At 47.8% G+C, this 25,702-nt stretch carries 27 protein-coding genes; 13 read left to right on the top strand and 14 right to left on the bottom strand.

Features of this window, described 5'->3' with window-relative positions:
* Nucleotides 1-26 precede the first annotated feature (26 nt).
* From DRJ53_RS00450 to DRJ53_RS00415, 8 genes are all read right to left on the bottom strand, one after another.
* Nucleotides 27-587: a carboxymuconolactone decarboxylase family protein gene (locus tag DRJ53_RS00450; protein WP_114233623.1), complete on the bottom strand. Its 561-nt coding sequence runs from the start codon at nt 585-587 to the stop codon at nt 27-29.
* A 151-nt stretch (nt 588-738) separates the two neighbouring features.
* Nucleotides 739-1,287 carry a hypothetical protein gene (locus DRJ53_RS00445; protein ID WP_114233622.1) on the bottom strand — a complete coding sequence of 183 codons (549 nt, stop codon included), beginning with the start codon at nt 1,285-1,287 and terminating at the stop codon, nt 739-741.
* A 148-nt stretch (nt 1,288-1,435) separates the two neighbouring features.
* Nucleotides 1,436-2,200 (bottom strand): metallophosphoesterase family protein, encoded by a 765-nt coding sequence (locus DRJ53_RS00440; protein ID WP_114233621.1) that lies wholly within the window; start codon nt 2,198-2,200, stop codon nt 1,436-1,438.
* Between the two features lie 11 nt (nt 2,201-2,211).
* Nucleotides 2,212-3,309, bottom strand: a complete 1,098-nt coding sequence (gene arsB / locus DRJ53_RS00435; RefSeq protein ID WP_114233620.1) for an ACR3 family arsenite efflux transporter — start codon at nt 3,307-3,309, stop codon at nt 2,212-2,214.
* 24 nt (nt 3,310-3,333) lie between these two features.
* Nucleotides 3,334-3,786: an arsenic resistance N-acetyltransferase ArsN2 gene (gene arsN2, locus DRJ53_RS00430; RefSeq protein WP_114233619.1), complete on the bottom strand. Its 453-nt coding sequence runs from the start codon at nt 3,784-3,786 to the stop codon at nt 3,334-3,336.
* Between the two features lie 27 nt (nt 3,787-3,813).
* Entirely contained in the window at nt 3,814-4,008 is a 195-nt protein-coding gene (locus DRJ53_RS00425) for a hypothetical protein (protein WP_114233618.1), read from the bottom strand.
* A 46-nt stretch (nt 4,009-4,054) separates the two neighbouring features.
* Complete coding sequence (locus DRJ53_RS00420) at nt 4,055-4,903, bottom strand: arsenite methyltransferase (protein ID WP_114233617.1); 849 nt, start codon at nt 4,901-4,903, stop codon at nt 4,055-4,057.
* A 53-nt stretch (nt 4,904-4,956) separates the two neighbouring features.
* A complete protein-coding gene (locus DRJ53_RS00415; RefSeq protein WP_114233616.1) occupies nt 4,957-5,286 on the bottom strand; it encodes an ArsR/SmtB family transcription factor in 330 nt (109 codons plus the stop codon).
* Between the two features lie 171 nt (nt 5,287-5,457).
* Between DRJ53_RS00415 and DRJ53_RS00410 the strand changes: the two genes are divergently transcribed.
* The 5 genes from DRJ53_RS00410 to DRJ53_RS00390 all read left to right on the top strand — a co-directional run bounded on the left by DRJ53_RS00410 (nt 5,458) and on the right by DRJ53_RS00390 (nt 12,257).
* Nucleotides 5,458-5,874, top strand: coding sequence for a hypothetical protein (locus DRJ53_RS00410; RefSeq protein WP_114233615.1), 417 nt, complete (start codon nt 5,458-5,460; stop codon nt 5,872-5,874).
* An 84-nt stretch (nt 5,875-5,958) separates the two neighbouring features.
* Nucleotides 5,959-7,341, top strand: coding sequence for a TolC family protein (locus DRJ53_RS00405; protein ID WP_162303776.1), 1,383 nt, complete (start codon nt 5,959-5,961; stop codon nt 7,339-7,341).
* A gap of 9 nt (nt 7,342-7,350) precedes the next feature.
* Nucleotides 7,351-10,554, top strand: coding sequence for an efflux RND transporter permease subunit (locus DRJ53_RS00400; protein WP_114233613.1), 3,204 nt, complete (start codon nt 7,351-7,353; stop codon nt 10,552-10,554).
* On the top strand, nt 10,547-11,644 hold the full coding sequence (locus tag DRJ53_RS00395; RefSeq protein ID WP_162303775.1) for an efflux RND transporter periplasmic adaptor subunit: 1,098 nt from the start codon (nt 10,547-10,549) through the stop codon (nt 11,642-11,644). Before DRJ53_RS00400 ends, DRJ53_RS00395 begins: the two co-directional genes overlap by 8 nt.
* Nucleotides 11,645-11,666: 22 nt before the next feature.
* Nucleotides 11,667-12,257, top strand: coding sequence for a TlpA family protein disulfide reductase (locus DRJ53_RS00390; RefSeq protein WP_114234391.1), 591 nt, complete (start codon nt 11,667-11,669; stop codon nt 12,255-12,257).
* A gap of 163 nt (nt 12,258-12,420) precedes the next feature.
* Here the strand turns inward: DRJ53_RS00390 and trxA are convergent, their stop codons facing one another.
* On the bottom strand, nt 12,421-12,789 hold the full coding sequence (gene trxA / locus DRJ53_RS00385) for a thioredoxin (RefSeq protein WP_114234390.1): 369 nt from the start codon (nt 12,787-12,789) through the stop codon (nt 12,421-12,423).
* A gap of 636 nt (nt 12,790-13,425) precedes the next feature.
* Between trxA and DRJ53_RS00380 the strand changes: the two genes are divergently transcribed.
* On the top strand, nt 13,426-13,746 hold the full coding sequence (locus tag DRJ53_RS00380) for a rhodanese-like domain-containing protein (protein WP_114233611.1): 321 nt from the start codon (nt 13,426-13,428) through the stop codon (nt 13,744-13,746).
* Between the two features lie 22 nt (nt 13,747-13,768).
* Here DRJ53_RS00380 and DRJ53_RS00375 read toward each other — a convergent pair whose 3' ends face one another.
* Nucleotides 13,769-15,250, bottom strand: a complete 1,482-nt coding sequence (locus DRJ53_RS00375) for a hypothetical protein (protein WP_123893262.1) — start codon at nt 15,248-15,250, stop codon at nt 13,769-13,771.
* 526 nt (nt 15,251-15,776) lie between these two features.
* Here DRJ53_RS00375 and DRJ53_RS21850 point away from each other — a divergent pair.
* From DRJ53_RS21850 to DRJ53_RS00360, 3 genes are all read left to right on the top strand, one after another.
* The gene (locus tag DRJ53_RS21850; RefSeq protein ID WP_114233609.1) at nt 15,777-16,112 is read left to right on the top strand and encodes a four-helix bundle copper-binding protein; all 336 of its coding nucleotides are present in this window, start codon (nt 15,777-15,779) and stop codon (nt 16,110-16,112) included.
* Between the two features lie 122 nt (nt 16,113-16,234).
* Nucleotides 16,235-17,455: a DUF2254 domain-containing protein gene (locus DRJ53_RS00365; protein WP_114234389.1), complete on the top strand. Its 1,221-nt coding sequence runs from the start codon at nt 16,235-16,237 to the stop codon at nt 17,453-17,455.
* Nucleotides 17,456-17,501: 46 nt separating this feature from the next.
* Nucleotides 17,502-18,422: a mechanosensitive ion channel family protein gene (locus DRJ53_RS00360; protein WP_114233608.1), complete on the top strand. Its 921-nt coding sequence runs from the start codon at nt 17,502-17,504 to the stop codon at nt 18,420-18,422.
* A 9-nt stretch (nt 18,423-18,431) separates the two neighbouring features.
* Here DRJ53_RS00360 and DRJ53_RS00355 read toward each other — a convergent pair whose 3' ends face one another.
* Complete coding sequence (locus DRJ53_RS00355; RefSeq protein WP_114233607.1) at nt 18,432-19,202, bottom strand: potassium channel family protein; 771 nt, start codon at nt 19,200-19,202, stop codon at nt 18,432-18,434.
* A gap of 1,022 nt (nt 19,203-20,224) precedes the next feature.
* Here DRJ53_RS00355 and DRJ53_RS00340 point away from each other — a divergent pair.
* A complete protein-coding gene (locus tag DRJ53_RS00340; protein WP_114233604.1) occupies nt 20,225-21,349 on the top strand; it encodes a site-specific integrase in 1,125 nt (374 codons plus the stop codon).
* Between the two features lie 49 nt (nt 21,350-21,398).
* On the opposite strand, the gene DRJ53_RS00335 is transcribed toward DRJ53_RS00340, so the two are convergent.
* Nucleotides 21,399-21,896, bottom strand: coding sequence for an HNH endonuclease signature motif containing protein (locus DRJ53_RS00335; protein ID WP_206609697.1), 498 nt, complete (start codon nt 21,894-21,896; stop codon nt 21,399-21,401).
* A gap of 62 nt (nt 21,897-21,958) precedes the next feature.
* Here DRJ53_RS00335 and DRJ53_RS00330 point away from each other — a divergent pair, with 62 nt between their 5' ends.
* Complete coding sequence (locus DRJ53_RS00330; RefSeq protein ID WP_114233603.1) at nt 21,959-22,453, top strand: hypothetical protein; 495 nt, start codon at nt 21,959-21,961, stop codon at nt 22,451-22,453.
* A 65-nt stretch (nt 22,454-22,518) separates the two neighbouring features.
* On the opposite strand, the gene DRJ53_RS00325 is transcribed toward DRJ53_RS00330, so the two are convergent.
* A complete protein-coding gene (locus DRJ53_RS00325) occupies nt 22,519-22,782 on the bottom strand; it encodes a T9SS type B sorting domain-containing protein (protein WP_114233602.1) in 264 nt (87 codons plus the stop codon).
* A 448-nt stretch (nt 22,783-23,230) separates the two neighbouring features.
* Here DRJ53_RS00325 and tcmP point away from each other — a divergent pair, with 448 nt between their 5' ends.
* Nucleotides 23,231-24,067, top strand: a complete 837-nt coding sequence (gene tcmP, locus DRJ53_RS00320) for a three-Cys-motif partner protein TcmP (protein ID WP_162303774.1) — start codon at nt 23,231-23,233, stop codon at nt 24,065-24,067.
* Nucleotides 24,067-24,771, top strand: coding sequence for a DUF5131 family protein (locus DRJ53_RS00315; protein ID WP_114233600.1), 705 nt, complete (start codon nt 24,067-24,069; stop codon nt 24,769-24,771). Before tcmP ends, DRJ53_RS00315 begins: the two co-directional genes overlap by 1 nt.
* 256 nt (nt 24,772-25,027) lie before the next feature.
* On the opposite strand, the gene DRJ53_RS00310 is transcribed toward DRJ53_RS00315, so the two are convergent.
* Nucleotides 25,028-25,702: a LamG domain-containing protein gene (locus DRJ53_RS00310; RefSeq protein WP_175580724.1), complete on the bottom strand. Its 675-nt coding sequence runs from the start codon at nt 25,700-25,702 to the stop codon at nt 25,028-25,030.

Genomic DNA, 25,702 nt, shown 5'->3' with positions numbered 1-25,702 from the left:
GTTTTGTGTTTGGTGGCGCGAAAATGTTATGGCCTGATGTGGCTGTAGCCTTGCGGTAGCCGGGTATAACCGTGGTTCACCAACCGCTGGGCAAGTGTGTTGTAATAAGAAGCATCGTCTGGCAGCGCAGTGCCTAAGCCATCTACGTAGCGGTTATAGAGGCAAAAAAGCGCTGCTATTAAAACGGTGTCGTGTATCTCCTGTTCGGTTGCGCCTTCGCTTTTTGCCCGATCTACCAATTGCGGCGTCACGTTTTTACCGCTTACCCGCACTGCATTGGCTATGTGCAGCAGCGCCTTCATTTTACCTGAAACCGGCGCTGTGTCCGGATCGTCTTTTACCAGCGAACAGGTGGTTTCTTCGCCAAGCAACAGGTTGGCTGCGGCTGTATGTGCAGTGGTGCAAAACCGGCATTCGTTGCCATTCGATACAACGGTGGCAATCAGCTCACGTTCCGCTTCGGTAAGTGTGTTTTGTCCGCGGAGCAAAAATTGTGTGAGGTCCCGAATGGGCTGTGCGGTGTCCTTCCTGGTTTCGAGCAAACCAGTGATGCCAGGCAAGTGGCTATCCAATTTTATGTAGGGCATAAAAATCGCTAGTTGTGGCAAGTGCCAAAATGATGTAAAGTGTAACAATAGTGGACTGCAGGCAGCAGCACGCACATGCGGTTTATGCCGGTTGCGGATAAGGCATGGCGCAGCATTTTGCCTGCGGCAAAAAAAGAATCAGAAGTAAATGCTACACAACATCGGGAGGAGAATAAGGCACTGCGTGATAGCCGCTAGGGATTGCGGGCTCAGGCGCAGAAAATGTAACCGCGATGGCTACATGAGCGGAAACAAAGCAATCGTTTGTGGACGGATTGTTGTATTCAAAACCGAGTATGCCTTTTTTAGCAAAGGTTGGTTCTTTGGGATTGTTTTCGGCATTGCCGCTGGCTGCCTTTGTAAAATTGACCGCAGTCTTTTTCAGTTTTGCTTTTCCTTCGTTGGGCAGGCAGGCAAGGTACAGCGTATCGCGGCTGATCTTTTTTTCAACGTAAGTGTATGGCACACCATCCACTTCAATAAAACCTTCAGCCCGCTCAAAGTCTTGCCAGTTGCTGCCATATGGCAACAGTAAGGGCACTTTTAAAATGGTCAGGCTATTTCGGTCGTATTTACCGGCGTCAATTTTTTGAACCTGTTGCTGGTCGGAACGAAACATGAGGTACCGGAATACAAAGGCGTATCCCGACATATTAAACAGGTGGATCACCAGCAGTGATATGGCAATGGTTCGTTTCAACAGGTACCAAAATAATATTATTTGTTAAAACACCAACACCTAGTTTAACAAATATCATTGGGCGGTTAAAACGTTGGCCCTTTCAAACAGGATGTTTGCAAATTGCTTTTCGCTGCCGCACCGGGTTTCGATAGCGTATAACACTTACCTAAACCCCTTTCCGCAACATGTCAGCATACTCATTCGGCAAAGGGCTGCCTTCTACGGCTGTCGCGGCCTTTTCTACATCGTATGCAAAACGAATAAACTGGACCTGCACGCTTTCTTTGTCCGCTACGCCAGCATCGGCGTTGATGGTGAGCATTGCATAACAACCACGCGGGTTACCGTCTTTTGGTTTGCCAACCGAACCGATGTTGACCGCATGGCGATAATTGCCCGCTGCCGATTGCAACACGCGGTGAAACGGTTTGTGTGTATGACCGAAACACATGATGTCGGCGTTGGCTTCTTCCATAATGCGTAACATGCTCCGCTCCTCGCGGTCTTCAAAAAGGTACTCGTTGATTTTGCGGGGCGAACCATGCACCAGTAGCAGGTTGAGCGGATCCTTGTTCAATGTAAACTCCAGCCGGATATGCGCAGGAAGCGTACGCAAATACAGTCGTTCATCCGCGCCAACAATACTATCGGTGTAGGAAATGGAAATGTTGCCCATTTCTTTATCCCGTTCTGTTTTGTAAGCGCAGCCACAATCTCCGCTCATGAGCCCAATACCTTCATCGTAATTGCCCTTAATGGTAGGGATGCGTCGCTGCCTGATCTCGTTGATCACTTCATTGGGCCAGGTATTATACCCCACCAGATCACCGAGGCAATAAATGGCATCGGGCTGCTGTTCGTCAATGCTTTTGAAAAAAGCTTCCAGCGCAGGCAGGTTGGCGTGGATGTCGCTAAACAGTGCAATTCTCATGTTTATTCTAATTAAATGTTCGAAGGTTTGGTTTCGGAAATTTGCGGCGCTGTATAATACTTTTTGCGCAGCCAGAACGCCACATTTACCAAGGCAATAAGTGCCGGTACTTCAACCAACGGCCCGATAACACCGGCAAAGGCCTGTCCACTATTGATGCCAAACACGCCGATGGCAACAGCAATGGCCAGCTCAAAGTTGTTGCCCGCAGCAGTGAATGCAATGGATGCATTTTTTGAATAGTCGGCGCCAATGCGTTTGCCAACAAAAAAGCTGACCAGGAACATGATAGCAAAATAGATCAGCAGCGGAATGGCAATGCGTATCACGTCCATGGGTATGCGCACAATCATTTCACCTTTCAGGCTGAACATAACCACGATGGTAAACAGCAACGCGATGAGTGTAATGGGCGAAATAAGGGGTATAAATTTTCGATGGTACCAGTCCTCCCCTTTTATTTTGCGCAGCACCATGCGGGTAAGCAAACCGGCAAGGAATGGAATGCCCAGGTAAATGGCTACGCTTTGGGCAATCTCACCAATGGTTACGTTTACCTCAACACCACCAATGCCAAACAACGGCGGCAACACCGTAATGAAAATGTAAGCATACACGCTGTACAACAACACCTGGAAAATACTATTGAGTGCCACCAGCCCTGCTGCATACTCCCTGCTTCCTTCAGCCAATTCGTTCCAGACAATGACCATGGCAATACAGCGGGCAAGCCCGATGAGGATCAGGCCCACCATGTACTCGGGATAGTCGCGAAGAAATACAACGGCTAAGACAAACATCAGGATGGGACCGATAATCCAATTGAGTAAAAGCGATACGCCCAACACTTTTGTGTTGCGAAATACTTCGCCCAGTTGTTCGTACCGCACTTTGGCAAAGGGCGGATACATCATCAGAATCAAACCAACTGCCAGCGGGATATTGGTGGTGCCGCTTGAAAATGAATTAATGAATGACGAGGATGAGGGTACAAAGTATCCAATGGCCACACCCACAGCCATGGCCAGGAAAATCCACAAGGTCAGGTACCGGTCGAGGAAACTTAATTGCTTTCGTTCCAGCGCCGGTGCACAATTGTTAGCCGACATTACATTTTGTTTTGTTTGAAATTTTTATGGCGCTATGTAAACGTTTACGTTCATCTTTTTTACCATCACCGCTGCACTTGCCGGGCATACATGGCTAAACTCTGACGACGCCTGCACTTCAGCAGGGACACTGCTTCGCTCCACATTTGCATAAGCTTTCTTTGAAAAATATCCCGCCGCAGTTTCAGTAAGTAAAAAAATGTCGGCAACTCCGTTAGCAGCCGCATAGTTTTCCAGCGTAGCCACCAGGCGTTCTGCAATGCCCTGACTCCTGTATTCAGGATGAACAACCATTGAACGCAACAGGCCATACGGCCCATACCGCTCCAGGCCAATAATGCCCACAACATTTCCATCTGCTGTTGCTGTAAAAAATCCATCAAGCACTTGCGGCAAATCTTCTGTGGGCAGCTTTTGCGACTGCAACAAAGAAATAATTGCGGGCCGCTGTTGCGGGGTTGCGTTAATGAGCTCCATAAAATTATCTTGATTTTTTTCAACAGCTTACAGCAATCCGGTTGTACGCGACACATCTTTTTTGCTGCGCTGGATATTCCACATATCCGACACAGAAAATGGCCGCTGGCCGCAGCGATAATTGTTTACAATGGCTATGCCTGCTACTTCGTAAACCGTCTTGCAGGATCCGGGACAGCATTCAGTTGTGTTAGCGTCGGTTTGGTTTGTGTTTGGGTTCATTGTTATTTGTTTTAAAGGTTTGTTTTGGTAAATGGTCGGTGGTTGATCAACTGCAGCAATCAGGACCGCAGCATGTTTTGGTATCGTTCAGTGGCTTTTCGGCATACACTGTAATGCTCCTGATACCGGTGCCGGATTGTTTGAACAAAACGAGTTCTTCCTGCGACAGGTGTTGCAGCAAAATATCATCGGGCACAACAATCAGTTTGTCTTTTTGAACGGTGATATTTTGAAATCCATTGGCTGATATCAGGTCGAGGTAAACTTGTTTTTGAATAGCACCGGCAACGCAACCAGCATACATTTCAGCAGCTTCTTTAATGCCTTTGGGCAGTTCGCCTTCCAGCACAATATCGGAGATGGAGAAATGGCCGCCAGGCTTCAGCACCCGGTATATTTCCTTGATCACGCCATTTTTATTGGGTACCAGGTTCAGCACACAGTTGCTGACAATTACATCGGCAACATTTGCTGTTACCGGCATCTTTTCAATATCGCCCTGCCGAAACTCCACGTTGTTGTAACCCAGCTTTTCCGCGTTTGCTCTTGCCTTTTCAATCATAGCCGGCGTAAAATCGACACCGATCACTTTTCCGCCTTCGCCCGTTTGGTGGCGGGCAACAAAACAATCGTTGCCGGCACCCGAGCCCAGGTCAATTACCACGTCACCTTTTTTTATTTTGGCAAACTCTGTGGGCAGGCCGCATCCAAGGCCAAGGTCCGCATCGCCATTGTAGCCTTCAAGTTTGGTGTAGTCATCGGCCATAATGTTGTACACTTCGGTACTGCATCCGCCCGAGCCGCAGCACGATGCAGCGTTGGTTGCCCTGTCTTGCGTGGCTATTTCGGAGTATTTCTCCCGAACAAGTTCTTTGAGCAGGTTGTCCTGATTCATGATTGTATGTTTTTAATTTATCGTAATATCACGATGATTTAAGGCAAAAAAAATCAACAGCAGCCGGTGCTGCCCTTGTACGACCCAAACAACGCGTCCAGCTCTTTTTTATACTGCTGCCACACTTTTGGATTAATGCAGTAACACACACTTGCACCTTCTACAGTGCCCTGGATGATGCCAGCATTTTTCAATTCCTTCAGGTGCTGCGAAATGGTTGCCTGCGCCAGGCCAAGTTCCTCCACAAGGTCGCCGCAAATGCAGGCATCAGCCTTGATCAGGTGTTGCAAAATGGCAATGCGTGCCGGATGCGCAATGGCCTTGAGCATTGTTGCCAGCTTGTTTTGCTCCTTGGTAAATATTTCAGATTTGGTGATTCCCATAACAAGTATATCGCAATATTACGATGATACTTTTTGTTATGCAAGCCGAACAGGATATTTTTTAGAAATATTTTTTTTACGGCATTCTGCATCACCAACTATGCTCTTCTTAACATTTGATTAAACTGCACCGTCAATTATTGCCGTGGAGCTTTCTTTTCTTTGCACGTTATGAACAACGGCAGTAACAGAACGGCATGGGCAACAAAAAGGGGCAGGTCAGCCCTGGTGTTGCTGTTGGCTGTTTTGATGCTGGTTGTTTCCTGTCCCTTCAAACGCCTGCTGCGGGCTGAAACCGGCGTGCAGACCAATGCACAAAAAACCATCAAACGGCAATGTGCAGAACAAACTGCTGCAGTGGTGCAGCACAATGTTTGTTGCGGGCAAAAGCAGAAAATCACGCTGGTACAACTCCATGATAACAAACAGGAATTGCCAGCAGCCGATTTTGTTGCCGACTTGGACCGCCAGGCTGGCTTTGCGATTCAGTATTTTTTAAGCGGAACCGACGAAGCTATTCAAACCGCTATTAGTTCTGCTCCATCCCTACTTCCCCTCTTTTTGCAGCACCGCCGCTTGCTTATTTAAACTCATTTTCTTTTTTGTATTGGAATGTTACAACCTGTGGCCACCGGCCGCATTGGTTCCTTATTTCACTTACCTCGAAAGAAAATGAAGTTTAAAATATTGGCTTCGGCAGCAGTATCCTTGTTGCTGGGCACACATACCGCTTTTTCCCAAAAAACTACCTACACGTTGCCCGATGTTTGGCACCGGGTATTACAGCACTACCCTTCTCTCACAGCACGGAAAGAAGCCATCGAAGTACAGGCCTTGAAAAAGGATTTAACCAGGCAGGCCTTTTTACCTGATATATCAGTACAGGCGCAACACAGCTATGGATCTGTAAAAAATATACCGGGTTCATTTTTCCCTTTACCCGGCTTGTTTACCACCACTGGCGGCAACAAACCGCAGGCAGCCGCAACCGCTGGCGCCAACCTCAATACATCAGCGGTGTTGCAATGGAATTTTCTCCAATTTGGCCGCAGGCAAAAAGCAATGGAAGCCGCCGATGCCGCTATTGATTGGAGCAACGCGATGCTGAAACAGGAAGAGTGGAAACTACTCGTTGCGGCAAGTAAATTATATGTTGCAACACTTGCCACCACTGCCGCATTGGAAGTTGCCCAGGCCGATACACGCCGCTTTGCAACACTTCTGGAGTTGGTGCAGGCGCAGGCATCTGCAGGTTTACGGCCCGGCGCCGATACGCTGTTGCTGAAAGCATCTTATTTGCAATCGAAGGCCGCCGAACATGACCACATTGCCGAACGGCGCAAAGCCTTGGAGCAACTGGGCGCATTAATGGGTGAAAGCAGCGCTGCGTTTTCATTAGACACAACTGCATTTCACCAGTTAGCACAAACGTCGATCAGCACTAGCGATGCAGTGCAGCAACATCCTTACCTGCAGGTTTTGGATAAAGAAATTAGGGGCGCTGAAGCGGGGCAGGCCTTGGTAAAAAAAGAAGTGTATCCCACTGTTAGTTTGTTGGCCGGTGTGGGCCTCAAAGGTTCCGGTATTGCTGCAGATGGCACAATGCACAAAAACATCGGCGCTCCGTGGCGACATGCATCAGGCACTTACCTCGCCGGTATTGGGCTGACCTGGAACTTTTCATCCCTGTATCAAAACCGCACAAAGCAGGCAGTAGCCAACCGCACCATTGCTATTGCAAAAGCGGAAAAAGAAGCCGCTGCAATAGAATTGGGCGCACAGTATGCAGCGGCGCTTTCGAGTTGGCACGAGCAACAACAAAAGTTGGCAGGGGCCTTAGCAGCACGCAATGCTTCCCGCGCAGCGTATGACCTCTACGAAGTGCGGTACCAGTCGGGCCATATTTCGCTGATTGAATTATTGCAATTACAAAAAGCATTACAGGAAACCGAAAGGGCTTATGTGACTGCGTTACAAGGCAACTGGAACGAGTTGCTGCAACAGGCCGAAACGCTGGGCGATCCTGCATTAATACTCACTGCCATTAAACCATAATCCATCGTTATGAACATTATTCGTTTTGCCATGCGCAAACCCATTGCCGTAATGGTGGTGGTGCTGGCGCTTGGCTATTTCTCGTTTTTAACCATCCGCAAGATCAATGTCGACATCTTTCCAAAAATTGAATCGCCTGCAATTTATATAGCCATGCCGTATGGTGGTTTAACGCCTGCCTACATGGATGGCTTTATGGCCAACGAGTTTCAGAAAGTGCTGGTGTTTGTCAGCGGCATCAAAGACATCGAGTTTAAAAGCATACAAGGCTTTACCCTGATGAAACTTTCGTTTTACGCAGGCACCGATATGGCGCAGGCGGCTGCAGAAGTTTCCACGCAGGTTTCCCGTGCTATGGGCTTTTTGCCACCCGGCGCAGTGCCGCCGCAGGTGGTGCGTTTTGATGGCAGTGCATTGCCCATTGGCCAACTTGTTTTTGAAAGCGACAAACGTTCTATTTCTGAAATCCAAAACCTGGTCATGACCCGCATCCGGCCGCAGTTTGTGTCCATCCCCGGCATTAGGGCGCCTGCGCCATTCGGCGGTAACGTCCGGACGATCGTAGTTAAGGTGAACCCTGAGTTGATGCAATCGTACGGGCTTTCGCAGGAACAAGTAATGGCGGCCATTGCAAAAAACAACCTGCCCTCACCGGCCGGCAACATCCGCATTGGTGATAAAAATTACATGAGCCCGGTCAACTCAATGGTTAAAGGACCGGAGGAGTTTTTGTCGCTTCCGGTAAAAACTGAAGGCGCGGCCATTGTTTCCATCAGGGATATTGCTACGGTTGAAGATGCTGCGGATATCACTACGGGATATGCGGTCATCAATGGCAAGCGGTCGGTATACCTGCCGGTGATTAAAAAAGCGGATGCCTCTACATTAAAGGTTGTTGAAAACCTTAAAGGCGCACTGCCCATGTTGAAAGAAAGCCTTCCCGATGATGTAGGGATCAACTATGTGTTTGATCAGTCAGTATACATCGAACGGTCCATTTCCAACCTGGTGCATGAAGGCATACTGGGCGCCATTCTTACAGGCCTGGTGGTGTTGCTTTTTTTGGGCGACCGCCGCGGCGCCCTGATTGTAGTGCTCACTATTCCCATCTCTATTTTGTTAGCGGTATTGCTGCTGTATGCCGTTGGGCAAACCATCAACATCATGACGCTTAGCGGCCTGGCACTGGCCATCGGTATATTGGTAGATGAAGCCACCGTAACGATCGAAAACATTCACCAGCATTTTGAAAAAGGAAAGGAAAAGTCGCGGGCTATTTTGGACGCATTGCTTGAAATATCCATTCCGAAACTGTTGATCTTGCTGTGTATTCTGTCGGTGTTAATACCCTCCTTCCTGATGACGGGTATTCCAAAAGACATGTTCCTGCCATTGTCGCTGGCGGTTGGTTTTGCAATGATCGCCTCGTTTCTTTTTTCGCAAACATTTGTGCCGGTACTGGCCAATTGGTTGATGCAAATCAAACCGCATGTGCACAGAAATAATGGCAAAAAGGCAACTACCCGTTTTGACCGGTTTAAAATAAAATACCTTGCGCTAAGCCGCTCATTGCAACAACGGAAAAAAACGGTAGTGGCTGTGTATGCAGTTGTTGTGATGGCTTTGGCTGCAACAGGCTTCGCGTTGATTGGCATCGACATTATGCCCTCAAGCGGCACAGGAGATGTGCAGTTGCGCATTGTGGCACCCGCGGGTACCCGAATCGAGAAAACCGAGGATTACCTACAAAAGGTGACCGACATCATTGCCGAAGAAGCCGGCGAAAAAGGCATCAATATTTCTTCGGCATACGTAGGCACACAACCTTCAGGCACGGCCATCAACCCGATCTTTTTATTTACCAGCGGCCCGCAGGAAGCCGTGCTGCAGGTTTCTCTAGATAAAAAATCGCTACCTGTTTCCCTGTCGGCTTTTAAAGAAAAGATCCGGCAGCGGGTGGCGGAAGAACACCCTGAGTTGCAACTGTCGTTTGAGCCTATTGAACTGGTGGAAAAAATCATGAGCCAGGGCACCAACACACCGGTGCAAATTCGGGTGGCTGCAGGGCAATTGGCAGGTGCCGAAGGCTACGCCAAAAAGATTGAAGCCGAAATAAAAAGCGTTCCCTTTTTCCGTGATGTGCGCATGGAAGAACCGGTGCATTACCCCAGTGTGCAAATCAATGTAGACCGGGAACGGGCCGCGCAGTTTGGACTAACGATGCAGGACGTAACCGGGGTGCTAACAATGGCTACTTCTTCCACCCGTTTTGTGAACAAAACATTGTGGCGCGATCCAAAGTCGGGCCTGATCTTCCAGGTGCAGGTGCAGGTACCCGAAGCACAAATGCAGGCAGTGGAAGACCTGAAAATGCTGCCGCTGAAAGCGGGCCAAACACGCCCCATATTGGATGATGTTGCAGCCATTTCCATTGCTGAAGAACCGGGCCAGGTAAACCGGCAGGGAGCCAATCGTTTTGTAACCATCGCTGCTAACATACACAATACAGATTTGGGCGCTGCTTCAAAAGCTGTTGACAAAGCACTGGCAAATGCAGGCGAGCAACCAAAAGGCGTGTTTGTTTCCATCCAGGGCCAACTGCAGTTGCTTGCAGAAACTTTAGACGGATTGAAAACCGGGCTGCTTATTGCCATCGTGGTCATCTTTTTAATGTTGGCGGCATACTACCAGTCATTCGCACTTTCGGCCATGATCCTGTTCGTTATTCCTGCGGTGATTGCCGGCAGTTTACTGATGCTGTTGGTGTTTGGCAGCACACTAAACTTGCAATCGTACATGGGCATCATTATGTCGGTAGGCGTTTCGGTTTCCAATGCGTTCCTTTTGGCCGACCAGGCCGAACGAAGCCGGTACAAAGGCCACATCGATGTAGGTATTGCTGCAATTGGTGCCGCTTCTTCACGCCTACGCCCCATCATCATGACCACCCTCGCTATGATTGCGGGCATGATTCCGATGGCGGCAGGGCTTGGCGACGGCGGTGAACAGGTAGCCCCGCTGGGCCAGTCGGTAATTGGCGGGCTCATCATGTCTACACTCACTACACTGCTGGTGCTGCCGCATCTATTTGTGTGGGTGCGCCGGGGCGCAGGCCATAAAAGTCACTCGCTTGACCCTGATGATCGGGAAAGTGTTTATGCCCCTCACGAACCATTCATTTCATCCACAACTAAAAATCACACGCATGCATAGCCGAAATATTCTTGCCTTTTTTCTGATTGCTTTTATCGCCTCCAGCTGTTCAGATAATGACGAACAGCCAGCGACAACTAAAGCGAATAAAGAAAATGAACCCGCTTTCAAATGGGCTACCGTCAAACATGACCAGCCTCAATTCACCATTACCCTGCCGGGTGAGCTAAAGCCGTACGAAACGGTGAGCATTTATCCAAAGATGAAAGGCTTTGTAAAAAAGATCTATGTAGACCGGGGCAGCTATGTTCGCAGAGGGCAATTGCTGGCGCAACTAAAAGCACCGGAGGTCGGTGCACAGTATGCTGCAAGAAATTCCACTTCTTCTGGTGCCTACCAGAAGTTTCTATTCAGCAAACAATCGTACATGCGCTTGCAGGATGCAGCAAAAAAAGCCGGCGCAGTAGCTACAATTGAATTGGAACGGGCCTATGCGCAATACCTGGGCGACAGCGCAGCTTACCACAGCAGCCGGTCGGAAGCTGCTGCCAGTGGGCAAATGCAGGCGTACCTGCGCATCACGGCACCTTTTTCCGGCGTAGTTACAGACCGCTTTGTTTCCGAAGGCGCATTGGTTGGTGAAGGCGGCATGCAAGGCAGTCCGCTGTTCCAACTCACGCAGGAAACCAAACTTCGGTTGGAGGTGGCCATCCCCGAAAAACAGGCGCAGGCGTTGGCTAATGAAACGAAAGCTACATTCACCCTGGTTGATTACCCGGGCAGAACATTTACGGCTACCCTTTCCCGTAATAGCGGTGCGTTGGATACCCGCACCAAATCGGTGCTTGCCGAATTTGACATTAATAATAGCGGCAAAGAACTTCGCTCAGGACAGTATGCAAAAGTATCAGTGCAGTTGCAGCGGAAACAGCCAACTTTGTGGGTGCCGGCAAGCAGCGTGGTGCAGGCCCAATCGGGTATTTTTCTGGTAAAAAACGAAGCCAATAAAATAAAGCGGGTACCCGTGCAGCTGGGTGTTACAAATGACACGTTGACGGAGGTTTTTGGCAACCTGGATGCTGGCGAACAAGTGTTGTTCAAAGGCAGCGAAGAAGTGAAAGAAGGTACAACGATTGCGCCAAAGAAATGACGCAGAAAAAAAGCATCATATCATGAACGAACAACAAAATAAAAAGAAATGGCTCAGGATATTGGGCAATATATTTTTTTACGGCGCCTTGCTTTTGTTGCTCTTTAATCCTACGGCCAAAGGCTGGTTCTTGCGCCAGTTAATGGAAGTAGGCTTGTTCCGGCCACAAATAGAACAAGAAGCGGCAATGCCCAAACAACCTGCTGTGGCCACTGCATTCGCATTCCGGGATGCAACGGGCACCATGCGTACCACAGCCGACTTAAAAGGCAAAGTTGTGTTTATTAATTTCTGGGCCACATGGTGCCCGCCGTGCATTGCTGAAATGCCTTCACTGAATGACCTGTACCAACAGTTCCGCGATGATGATCGACTGGTATTCCTGTTCATTAATGAAGATGCAGATGTACAAAAAGCAAAAGCGTTTTTACAAAAGAAAAGTTACAGCCTGCCGTTAATGACCAATACCGGACAAGTGCCCGCTCAAATCTTCAGCGGCACTTTGCCTACAACCCTGATCCTGGATAAGGATGGTAATGTAGTGTTTCGCCATGAAGGCCTTGCGAAATATAACAGTGCTTCATTTGTCAAACAGTTGAAAAGCTTGCTGTAGTGACCACTTTGTTTTGAGTCACGAAATTGAGCTTTACAACTTAGGTTATTTGTAAATGAATAGCATTGCTGATAATGACATGGATTTGTAGAAAAAATGTATTACACCAAAAATTAAAAAGCCCTCAACCGAGGGCTTTTTAATTCACACATGCCTAACCAAATCACACTTTCGCCTTCTGCAACAGCCTTTCTTCAATCACCTGTTCAAACACTTTTTTAGGCAGCGCACCGGGCTGCATCATCGGGTCGCCATCAACGGGGATGAACAAAAAAGTAGGAATGCTTTGGATGCCAAACACAGCCGACAACTCCTGTTCCTTTTCTGTGTCAACTTTATAAATCGCGATTTGATCCTTGTATTTCGCAGCCAATTCTTCGAGCACCGGGGCCACCATTTTACAGGGACCGCACCAATCGGCGTAAAAGTCAATGATGGCTGGCAGGGTGCCTTTGTACTGCCAGTCCTGCTCTACTTGATAGTCAAAAATTTTATCCCTGAACTCCTGTGTAGTTAATTGTATTGTTTCCATAAATGAGGTTTCATTAAAATTAAAAGTGTCCAATTGGGCAAACCGTGACCGGTGTCACGCAATAAAAAGCCCCCTGTAGAAACAAGGGGCGTCAACCAAAACTAACTGCTTGTAGAAGCGATTTTGAAATATTTTTTTACCGGAAAATTACAGTACGAATGCTTTGTCATAATCGGTCAATAGTTGTGTCCGCTAAAGCGAATAAAAGCAAAATGTTTACAACACTTTGCGCCACAACCTTTCTTCCGATTGCAAATAACCGCGCCTCGATTCTGTTGCAAGATCATATAACTTTTTTTTCTGCACCGTGACTTTTGTCACGGGCACTGCTTTATTTTAATTTGGACCGACAACGCAACTCCAGTGGAGGCATTTTGTTGCAAATCCATCGCCGCGATGAGCCCTTCCGGTGGGATCAACAATCCAGCCGCAACAGGTTCTCTTCTTATGGCATTGCTTTTTTTTAAATAAAACACACCGCCGTGACCTGTGTCACGAAATCACTGCACACTAAATAACAATTTCGTTCTGTCAACTCTGAAAAAGCGGAAAAAGTGGAAAACAACTACAAGCTATTGCTTTAGAGAAATGCAACAGGATTGACACCAATAATCTTTTACAATTAAAACACAAATCATGTTGTCTTTTTTGAAAAACATGTTTAAAGACGATAACAGGAATATGGAAATAGTGCAGGCGTTGCAGGCCGGAGCCATTGTGCTGGATGTGCGTACGCCGTCCGAATTTCAAAGCGGACATGTGGCCGGTTCGAAAAATATTCCGCTCAATGAAGTAGACACTAAAACAGAAGCGATCCGCAAATGGAAGAAGCCAATCATTACTGTCTGCCACAGCGGAAACCGCAGCAACATTGCCAGTACACTGTTGCGTTCTGCCGGAATTGAAGCGTACAACGGCGGTGCATGGTCAACCCTGGACGCAACAACTAAAGACTAACACAAACCGTTTAGGCAATTAATCAATACGGCAGGTACAGTGCACCTGATTTTCTACCCATTGCCCGTGGATACACCCGCAGGTAAATCTGACCCGAAACGGGATTATCGCCGTACAATTGGGTCAGCTTTTTATCCGGCGTAAAAAAAGACAACTGCCCGCCCAGTGCAAACTTGGTTTGCCCGATGGAAAACAGGTCATAGCTGGCACCACCGGTAACGGCATGTATTGGAAAAAGCGCATCGTGGCCAAACTCCTGCTCGTTCAGGCCCAGTTCTTCAGTTGACTTTTGAACAAATTCGTAGCGTCCGTATACTGCAGTTTTGCGCTGCTGGCGTGATGCTTCCAGCAAAACGCCGTGTTCACCGGCATGGCCCTTTGTTTTATTCATGCCCCACAGCGCCGTAACGTTGGTAAACGATTCGCCATAGCCCCTTGTACTATATTGCACCGATGCTGTGCTCCGGTTTACATCTTCGCCTGGGTGTAATAATTCGGGTTGTTTGATAAACCCATGCGACACCTGCATCGCCCATTGTTCGTTGGGGTTAAACGATAGCCTACCGCTCCAAGAATCAAAACGCGGCTTGTCGAAATCATACCGGTCCTCGTCGGGTTCCCGGCCGGTAAAAGCAGAACCTTCAATTTTGAAGTTGCCGTATCTAACGCCAACTGTGGCCACGCCGAACGTAATGTGTGTAGCATCTACCCAGTGATGTGTAAGTGGCGCATCGGGGTTCATAAAACCCGAAGGCCGGTGCACATAAGCTGCGGGCCCCAATGCAGGCTCCCCGGGATAACCAAGGTAAACGAATACGTCCGACCGCTCCGATAGTGCATGGGCATAACTCACCGACAACTCAGAAAACAAATCGTGTGGGTGCTGCTTGTCGATCAGCGGTGCGCCTTTGTAGCTTTCGCCGGTTTGGAACAACAATGGGTAGCCTGCTGCGCCAACGGTCAGCGGATCCAGGGAAATCATGGAGCTGAAATGAAACAGGCCGCGCCGGCCCACGGCTCGCTGCCCCATAAACATCCACATATTAGGTGCATCCCATTTGGTTCCACCCCTGCTGCCGCGATCAAACAGGTCCTGCTTGTTGTAGCGCAAAAAGGTGTTGCCATGGACCATGTACATCCACTTGGGTGTATGAAACATATAGCCAAACATGGGCGAATTGTCGGGCAGCCAGGCTGTACCCGATCCGTTGCGGGTCATAGGTAGGTTACGGGAAAAAGCATGCGACATGTTATGACCGTCATGGCCGCCGTGGCCGTGGGCCCCGTCGTGTGCCGCCATGTTTTGCGCAGTGCCCGTTGCTGCATGATGCCCCGAATGGCTGTCGGTGGCCGCTTTAGGTTTGATTGTATCACCCGCTTGTTTTTGCTGCGCCGCAGGTGCTGCTTTTTTTACCGTGTCCGGTTTATGTTCGTGCCCCTCGTGTTGCGCCTGCACATGGAAAGTAAACAAAAGGCAAAAGGCTAAGAGTAACGGCGTTTTCATATTTACATAGTTAATTGGGATTCCAGCGTGGAAAAGCATACAGAACTGTGTAAACAAAAAACCGGCCATCGATGCTACCTCGCCAACCAGCTGCGCAAAACAAACTTTTTGGTCACCATTACTTTTATCGATTGCTAAACTTGTTACCTCTTTATCTCTAAGTTCATACGCTGAAGAGCCTGCATGCGCAGGAATGAAAAGGGGCAGGCTGCTACACCTGCCCACTTGTCTTAGTCCTTACGCAGCAAGGTGAGCACCACCCAAACACTGCCCCACAGAAAGAACTGCACCAACCCCGCTCCTACCGTCTTTCAAGTTGCCTTCCTCATCGAGCCACAGCTGTGCACTGCTGCAGGTTAGCAGCGCAGCTGCCGTTTGGCCGATTTTAAAAACATCATGAGTGTTCTATAACCTGCCTCTTCAGCGCAATGGAAAAACAATTCATCTTTCGGATTTTGGAGCACAATTGGTCGGCTGGTTCGGTTATTGTGCAACGGTTGTTTCAATAACCCCTAAAATTTCGCTTATGCAAAGCAACTATCAACAATACCAAAACTGTATCGATGCCTGTTTGCGTTGCGCCTCCGCCTGCCAGAATTGCGCCAGCTCCTGCCTGCAGGAAGAGCACCTGCACATGATGGCCAAATGCATTCAGCTGGATATGGAATGCGCAACTCTTTGCTATGCCGCGGCGCAGTTGATGAGCCTGGGAAGCGACCGTGCAAAAGAGTTGTGCCGGCTTTGCGCTGACGCATGTGAGGCTTGCGCCGCCGAATGCGGCCAGCACCAGCACGACCACTGCCAGCAATGTGCACAGGCCTGTCGTGCCTGCGCCGAGGAATGCCGCCGCATGGCTGGGTAATAAGCCTTTACTGTACCAGTTATCTGGTGGCACGCCAATAGCGAAGCGGCATATATATACAATCACCATAAGTGCCGTTTCGCTTTCTGATAAATTCCTTGTTGCCCAACCCCACTTGCCTTGTGATTTTACGCACTTCCAAATGGTTTCGAGAAAAGTATTTACGAATTACCGGTAGCATCGCCTTTTTACCGGCAGTCATCGCTTTGCTATTTTTTGCGCTATCGCTTGGTATGGTGTACACAGATGCGTCGGAATGGGGTAAAGCGGTTAAAAGTAGACTGCACTGGCTAAGCCTTCGCGATGCAGATACTGCAAGAAGTATTATTTCAGCCATCGCAGCCGGCATAATTTCACTGTCCGTTTTCTCCTTTTCCATGGTGATGATCATTTTGAACCAAACAGCCTCCAATTTGAGCAACCGTACTTTGGATCAGTTGATCGGCAACCGCTTTCAGCAGTCGGTATTAGGTTTTTACATCGGTTCCATCGTGTATGCGCTGTTCCTCCTTAGTACCATACGTGATGTAGACCAGGGTATATTTGTTCCAGCCCTCAGCACGTACCTGCTCATTGCAATCACCATCTTTGATATTTTCTTTTTTATCTACTTCTTGCACTACGTCACGCAGTCGGTTAAGTACGAAACAATCATCCATCGCATCAGGCACCAAACAATGGCCTCGATGGCAAAAACCTGTACTGCTGAAAATGAAGAGACGCCTATTGCGGTGGGCATGGGCATTGTTTTACCGGCAACAAGATCGGGGTTTATACAAAGGGTACAGCTGAATGAGCTTGTTGCCTTTTGTAGTAAACATGGCTGGTGCGCCACCCTGTTACATCCTTTAGGCACATTCGTACTACAAGGCACCGGCTATGTTAAACTGACCGGAGCAGATACGGTGGGCGAAAACAACCTTTACGACCACCCGCTCCACAATTTTATTGACTTAGAAGAAGGGCAATCCACAGCTGCAAACTACCATTATGGCTTTAGACAACTCATGGAAATTGCCGTAAAGGCGCTCAGTCCCGGCATCAATGATCCTGGTACTGCCGTGGAAAGCATGCAATCAATTGCCATTCTGCTTCAATGGCGGATAACCCACCACCCTAAGAGCAACTTTTTTGATGAAGCTGGCGTGTTACGGGTAGTGCTTGCAGTAAGAACGGTTGAAGAATTGGTAGCCGATACGCTTTTACCTATATGGCATTACGGCAAAGAAGATCCGATTGTGCGCACCTCGATGTATCACCTGCTGCACCAATTGCCGAAGAAAGAGCACTACGCTGTTGTGGAACGCCTGATGCAGGATGCATTGTACCGGCCTGATCACTAAGGAATATTTGCAGCAAGGTATTTTATCAAAATAAATAGCACCTGGTATGAACGATATTTCAAAAAGGCTCACCGGTTACTTTTATGCCCTCCTTGATGCCTTGCCAAGACTGGCAATGGGGATACTCATTTTCGTGCTGGGTATCCTTATTGCGAACTGGCTCACACAACTGGTGGGTGGCAGGCTTAAACGAAAAGCACATGATCAACTTTTAAGTGGTTTTCTGGCACAAGGTATCAAAGTAGTACTGTTAGTGCTGGTGTTCCTACTTTCGCTTCATGCGGCAGGGCTGAGTGGTATAGCAGGCGCACTCATGGCCACTTTTGGCGCATCGGCAGTAGTATTAGGCTTTGCGTTTAAGGACATTGCAGAAAACTTCCTTGCGGGGATCATATTGGCCTTTAACCGGCCTTTTCGCGTAAACGACACAGTGAAAATTGAAGAGATCTTTGGGAAGGTTAAAGAAATGGAGTTCCGTTATACTAAAATTACCACATTCGACGGCCGCAATGTTTACATACCAAATGGAGACGTGCTTAAAAAGCCGGTGTACAACTACACTGAGGATGGATACTTCAGGGCAGATTTCATTATTGGCATCGCCTACGAAAACGATATTGAAGCTGCAAGAGCACTGATAGCACAGTGCCTGGACAACACCGAAGGCGTGGTAAATGACGAACAGCACGTCAACTTCTCCGTAGTTGACGAATTGGCCGCCAGCGCCGTAAATATAAAAGTGTTCTTTTGGGTGAAAACTGACGACTTCCGCAGGGGCATGTTGGAAACAAGAAGCAGGCTGATAAAAAACGTAAAAGCAACTCTGGAAAGCAACGGCTTTTATTTGCCCACGGAAATACGAGAAATTAAACTATACAACGACGCGGGGCCAATTGAAGTTCTTGCTGACCTGAAAAATGCGGCCAACCGGAAAGAAGATATTGATGATGCTGGTTCAAAGCAATGATTTGCGCCTTTACTCCCCTTTTTGTTTTAATTCCCGGATCAAAGTTTTAAGTTCCCCAATTTCGTTTTGCAACTGCTTCAGATCGTGTACTCCAGCAACGGCAGTATCCTCCTCCTCTGCATCACGACCGATAAAGAACGAAGCAAATGTGGCAGTTACGTAACCGAAAATAGTGTAGCCGAAAAGGGCAAGCAGAAATGCCAATACCCTGCCCTCGGGAGTTACGGGCTCAGCACCACTACCGGCAGTAATCACCCGCATGGCCGACCACCATAGCGACAAACCAAAAGACCCGAACCCTTCCGTATTTCGCTCCAGGGCATACATGCCAGCTGCCCCTGCCAATGTTACAATCACGGTAAGTAAAAAGATATAACCGAATGCCCGGCGTTGCATTGTTGCAGCAAGGCTGTTCATGCTCCTATTAAGCGAAGACACAATCCGGAACAACCTAATACCTCGTAGCCCGCGCAACACCCGCACAAACCGAAAAGCCCGAAGTACCCGTAGTGCAGGCACCAGCAAAGAGATTGCGGTCAACCAGTTTTTCTTCAGGAATCTTACTTTCTCGGGTGCCAGCACCAACTTAATCAGAAAATCGATAATGAATAGTGCCCATATCACCAGGCTCAAATATTCCAGTGCTTTGGGTAACGCCCAGATTAGTTCAATGATCAAAAGCACCAGCCAGACGAACCCCAGGAAAATCATCGGGCCTTCCAGTACCTTTTCAAAATTTACCAAGAGGCGGCGGCGTTCACTTTTTAGTTTTTGGTCCATATCTACCGATTGTTTGTTTCGATAAAAAGATCACTTTCTTTAAGACTGACTATTGGGTGGCGCATACGGTCCTAAAGGTAGAATGTGCAATCGACGGCCATTGTACAGATGATAAAAAAGCAGGCCGCACAACGCTGGCAAAAGTGGTACCGGCGAAACAAAATAAAAATATTCCCAAGAGTTCGGGTCACCGCTGCCAATCCTGGAACCCTTTGGAAAGGGTCAAGACAACAAGGCATGATGCGTTCATTGCTAATTGCTGTTGTGTATATGCTATATGGGCAGCTTTGGAAATAAGACTTTTCACGGAGCGAAATTAACCAACGTACAGCCCCCTTCACTACCTCTTGGAGGTTTGCAAACCAAAACACATGGGTAATTATCGTTTGTGCATCGCCCACATGGAACGGCATGTACAAACAACGCCGACGTTGTAAAGTGCTGACACTACGGTATCAATAGAGTACCACGATAACGGGTTTATCAAAACCTATTGTGCGAGGGCTTGCAAATGCGTAGTGGTACTGTAGCCGATGCCATTCATGTTACAAATAATTCGGGTGTGAAAGCAACGGTTAAGGATATATGGCAAGGTTATATACTGAATGCGAAGTTGCGGCAGGAAGGAATTTTAAGCTGCTATACGATAACGATGAAAGAAGTGGTAACACTCCGCGTTTGGATCATCAGGCAAAGTCTTCAATGCGCCAACAGATGCGCCAAGAAGTGCTCCAAAATCGAATACCTGCAATGTTTCTTGCTTTTATCTTTCCGTTGCAATTACGCTATCTTTAACTTCCGCACGGCTCTTTTGCGCTTCTATGTTATTGAAATTCAGCCCCTACCCCCAACAAAAAGCCCCGCATTGCTGCAGGGCCTCTTGGGGTGAATGACGGGGGTCGAACCCGCGACCTTCGGAACCACAATCCGACGCTTTTACCAATAAAAAGCACTACTGTATTGCTTTTCACACTTATCATCCCTCCTGCGCGTCGGTATACGCGTCACCTAAAACTTTTCAGATGTATACCGATCCAGTCATCGTCCACGGCAAGGACGTAAAATCAAGGTCCTACGTAAAAGTATTTTTCAGTGGTCAACGTTTTCGATTTTATACTGGCAAACCCTTGGGTATAAATTGCTTCCCGAATGAATCCAAAAACATCGCCGAAAGATTGCGCCTGCTCCATCAACTCCAGTACGAGATAAAAAAGAAGCTGGAGAAAGGTTGGGATCCAAACAAACAAGAAAAATCAGCAAATCCCTATAGTGGATACACCATAAGCCGTTGCATCACTGAAATCAACGAAAAGATTAAAAAAGAAGACATCAGCAACCGCTACCGGGAGGACCTTACCCGTATATCGGCTGAACTTCATGATTTTCTTACCGAAGAAGGCCTTAAAAACTCGCCAGCCAACGAAGTAGCCGCCCACAACCTACAACGTTTCCTATCGCGCTATTCCAGCTCCGCAGCCTACTATATGACCAAACGCCGTACCCTTACTGGACTTATTTCCCGCATGGTGAATGATGGTATGATCACTGTTAATCCCGTCCATAAAACCACACGTAAAAAAGAGGTACACGTCTTAAATGTGGCTTTCCCTCCTACACACCTTAAAGGATTGCTTTCTTACTTGGAGGGTAAACATCCACATCTTTTCCTGTGTGCAGTAATCATGTATGGCTGCTTTCTTCGCCCCCACCGGGAAATAAGGCTGCTGCAACGAAGGCACCTAAATGAGGCATGCACCACAATCACGCTAAGCGGCACAGAAAACAAAAGTAAACGTATAAGGGTTGTCAGGCTTCCAAATTACGTAACCCAGGCCCTGATAGCAGCCAACGTCTATAAACTGGCACCGGAACATTTCCTTATCGGCGGCTCGGCTAAACCAGTCAACGAAGATTATTTCACTACTGTGTGGACCAGGGAAAAGAAAAAATTTCCGAAACATTTGGAGCTGCTGGAGTGCCAAACACTTTACAGCTTTCGCCACTCCGGCGCGGTGGCTGTGTATGAGAAAACAAAGGATCCGTTCAAGGTGCAACAAGCTATGGGGCACAGTTCCCTGACAGTAACGCTACGGTACCTTAGGAGCCTTGGTATTTCTTTAAGCGCGGAGGAGTACCCCGACCTGTAGCTAACGGCAGGATGAGCCGGCGCTGCTTCCCGACAATTTTTGTAAAGATCTATGAGTATGACAAACAAGTGGGATTTGGGTACCGGCCACTCAAATAATTTTTACAGGTAGAGTAAGGAATGTGGTAGTAATCCGCTGCTTCTTTAATACTGGAAAACTGGCGGCCCGAACATTGGTCTTCCACCTTTCTTTTTCCCGGAGCCGACAATAGACCAGTGTTGTAAGCGTGTTGGATATTCTCGGAACGATTTACCCATTCAAGGTTCTCTACCCGGTTATCGGTTTTAGCTCCATTGAGGTGGTTCACACAGCACTTTTTTTCGGGGTTCGGTAGGTAAGCCTCCGCAACTAAACGATGGACAAATTTTGTGTGGGTTCTGCCCTCTTTAAACAAGCGGACTGTATTGTAACCTGCACGATCAATACGGGTGTGAACAGGCAAGATGCAGCCATTCTTCATCGGCCGGAATATTTGGCCATGTTGGTCAACAAAATACTTTTCATGGAAGCCTGGAACTGGCTTCCCATGATCAAAAAAAGTGTTCATAGGATCTGGAATTATTGGTGACCCAATTTCGCCAATAAAGCTGAAAAAACGACAAAATACAAATGGCGGATAATGGTAAAATCTTAGCGCAAGTTGATGAAAATCAAGTAGTAAAGGTTAATACTTTTACAGGTTATTTTCCTCGTCGGAACAAGGGACTAATTGCCCACCACAGCAGTCAAATTTGCCTGTATGAAACACATCAACCACCTACCAGCCCCTATCGTAAAAGCCTCAAAAAGATGGTAGGGGTAGTAGGGCTTGATACCACCACTTATCAAAATTTAAAACCCACAAAACAAATGCCCAATAACAACAAATTCAGTCGCCGCAACGATGCTTTATCCCACCCGCAGGACCAACCATTGGTACCTGACCAGCCCCAAAACACGCAACCGGCTGGCAAAGAGAAAAAATTGCGTGCTACGCTGGATATTCCTGTAACGTTGCACAAGACAATGAAGCGGCTGCTTTTGGAAGAAGATCTTACAATAAAGCAATACCTGCTACAGCTCATTGAGCAAGACCTCGAATGCCGTGGCATCTCGTATAAATGAGGTAGTGCCCTTGCCGGGGTAAATTTTCTGGCAAGGGCACCTTCATTGAATCACCGAGACATTGCCTAACGTAACAACATTACCTCGCCCTGGTACGAACTCTTTTTCCCATCCAGGTCGGTCATGGTAATCATCCAGATGTAGTTTCCATTGGGTTGATCAATGTTGGGGAACCGGCAGTTCCAGCCCCCAGGACCAATGCTGATCTTATACACCACCTGCCCCCGCCGGTTGTACACCTCCATGTTGAATGTTTTGATAAACTGCGGATGCTTTACCCGGAACAGGTCGTAAATTCCATCAAAGTTTGGCGTAAATGCATTTGGCATGATTCGTATCCTCGTATAAAACTATTTTCAAAAGACCGCCTCCCCGTTATACTTCAGGTACCCGTTTCTGAACCTTCGCTCCAAAAATTCCTTAGGTTTAGTTGCCTCCAAAAGGCAGTGACAAAGTGCTTGCCAGTGTATTTGCGAAAGATTTTCTACCTTTACTAAAATATTTAGCATTGGCGCACTGCCGTATTGCGCTCCACTACTATGACATGTCCAGCATTATGGGAATAAGCCAACTTCAGAGCTGGGACGTGAGTTATTTGGTACGGTATTTTTTGGAGCAGTTGAATAGCAAGTTTGCCAAACCAGTGGATGACATCGAGGTAGTAATGGAGCCGAAAACAGCACTCGACTTACGCAAATATATTTCACTGGGATGCCACACGTTGAAACCAGTTTTACGATCAGCAGGGAAGGCTTAGATTTGAGCAAACAACTGCTTATGGACCAACAATTCGGTGGAAGCTGGACTGATCAGAAAATGCGCATCGTAGTCGATTACGCAAGGGCCTACCTCACCATCATGGCTACTCTCCCTTGGGTGAAAACAATTTACTTTGACGGCTTCGCGGGGTCGGGCGTGATCAAAGGCGAAGACGGCGAAGCGGTGAAAAAGGGAACCGCACTACAAATTCTGGAAATCACCTCTCCCAAACCCTTTGATCTGTACTATTTCGTGGAACTTAATGAGGCGCACAAGTGTACTCTGGAAAATCAGATAAAAGAAAATCACCCAGGCAGGAAAGCCTACGTTATAAAGGATGACTGTAACAACAAATTGAAAGCGTTGGCTGACTATCTCACCAAGAATAGAACATACAGGGCACTGTCCTTCATTGATCCGTATGGTATGGATGTGAAGTGGTCATCTATCGAGGCGCTGAAAGGGTTGGGTGTGGACCTCTGGATATTGGTACCGACGGGTGTCGGGGCAAACAGGCTGTTGAAAGTGGATGGAAACATTTCAGACGGGTGGTACAAGGCGCTTGAAACCTGCCTGGGGCTAAATCGTGCAGAGATTGACAAACGGTTTTATCGCCGCACCACGACACATACGTTGTTTGGTGCAGAAACCACCGTAACAAAGGAGAAAGAAACCGTCCAAAAGCTCGGCGATCTGTATGCGGAACGACTGGGTGAAGTATTCAAGTATGTTTCCGAACCGTTCCTGTTGAAGAATAGTATGAACTCGATCATGTACCACTTCATGATGGCCACCAACAATGCAGCTGGCGTGAAGATCGCAAACGACGTAATCAAACCTAAATACGAGGCATAATGGCGCAATCATCAATAGAATGGACGGAAATGACCTGGAACCCGACAACGGGCTGTAACAAGGTCTCAGCGGGCTGTAAACACTGTTACGCGGAAGTGATGACCAGGCGACTCAAAGCAATGGGGGTGGAAAAGTATAGAGATGGGTTTGAGCTGCGGGTGCACCCCGATGCGCTGGCTATTCCGTACACTTGGAAGACGCCGAAGGTGGTCTTTGTGAACTCCATGTCGGACCTCTTCCACAAGGATGTGCCGCTGTCTTTTATCCAACAGGTTTTCGCGGTGATGAACGATAACCCGCAGCATGTTTTTCAGGTCCTTACCAAACGGAGCGATCTGCTTCTGAAATACAGCAACCAGCTGAAGTGGGGCCACAATATCTGGATGGGGGTATCTGTGGAGAACCAGAAGGTTATGCACCGCATTGCTGATCTGCGCTCCACTGGTGCACGGGTGAAGTTTCTGTCGTGTGAGCCACTGATCGGGCCAATACCAAATATGAACCTCACTGGGATCGACTGGGTCATCGTTGGTGGTGAATCTGGACGTAAGCCGCGTCCAATGAAAGAGGAATGGGCGCTTGATATTTTGGAGCAGTGCAAAAGTGCTGACGTGAAATTCTTCTTCAAGCAATGGGGGGGAACAAATAAAAAAAGGACAGGACGGCTACTGCTTGATCAGACGTGGGACGAGATGCCGTGCTAAAACACAAATGTCTTTTTCAGGATAGTCGTGTTTTGTAAATCCCAACCTTGATACTTTTTGACAGCAATGAACAAGTAATTGTAAACCACCTACAGCTGTTTTTCGTTTCTCAGGACAAAAAAAATTTTGCCTTCTGTGTGATCTTCATTACTTGTTTACAACTGGTGAATGAGACATTTTGAGGTAGCTTGGACAAAAGCGTATCCATCATCAACTGAATTTGTTTTCGCTTTTGGCGAGGGTAATTCGTAGGCTTTTAATCCTGGTGGACCTTTAGGTCTCTGAAGTAGCCTTCAGTTCCGATCTCCACCCACAACCCGATGGCCCCTGAAGCGTTCGCACCGTGTTTGAGATCATTTACGACCAGGCAGGGCTGTTTGTTGTCGTTGAGAAACAATTTAGCTCCGCTGCCGTTTACCACAACACGCAGGGTGATCCATTGATCTAACGCCATGTCTGCATAGGACTCATACTTTTCGGGCGCTTCTCTGCGGAGCCGATCAAATTTGTAGTTTGGATAAGAGTAGTATTGGATGGAGTGGTTTCGCCGCACCTGATCATCTGCCCTTCCATTGGTCGGGCGTATATAGATACTTTCATACTTAGTGTTACTGTCGTTTATGTGAAAGGCAAGCCCAATAAAGCCCCGTGCATAAGCTGGTGCGTCTTTTAACAGACGACTTAGAACCTTTACTTCGATGGTGCCGTTGGTAAAATTGATCCCGTTGATCCTTACAAACGTGGGTTCGTCGACCTCATTGACTGTTGAGTCCTTCACGACGCGTAGCGCTTTTTTCCCTTTGATCTTTTCCAGGGACATTGACACATCAACCGCCTGGAGGCGATCTTCCGTTAATTTAATCTTCTGGGCAATTACGGTTGTTGAACCCATAAGCACAAATGCCAGGAGCATTGTTTGTAATCGTTTCAT

It is taken from the genome of Paracnuella aquatica (assembly GCF_003332885.2).
GTDB lineage: Bacteria > Bacteroidota > Bacteroidia > Chitinophagales > Chitinophagaceae > Flavisolibacter > Flavisolibacter aquaticus.
This window is presented reverse-complemented; position numbering and strand designations above follow the sequence as displayed.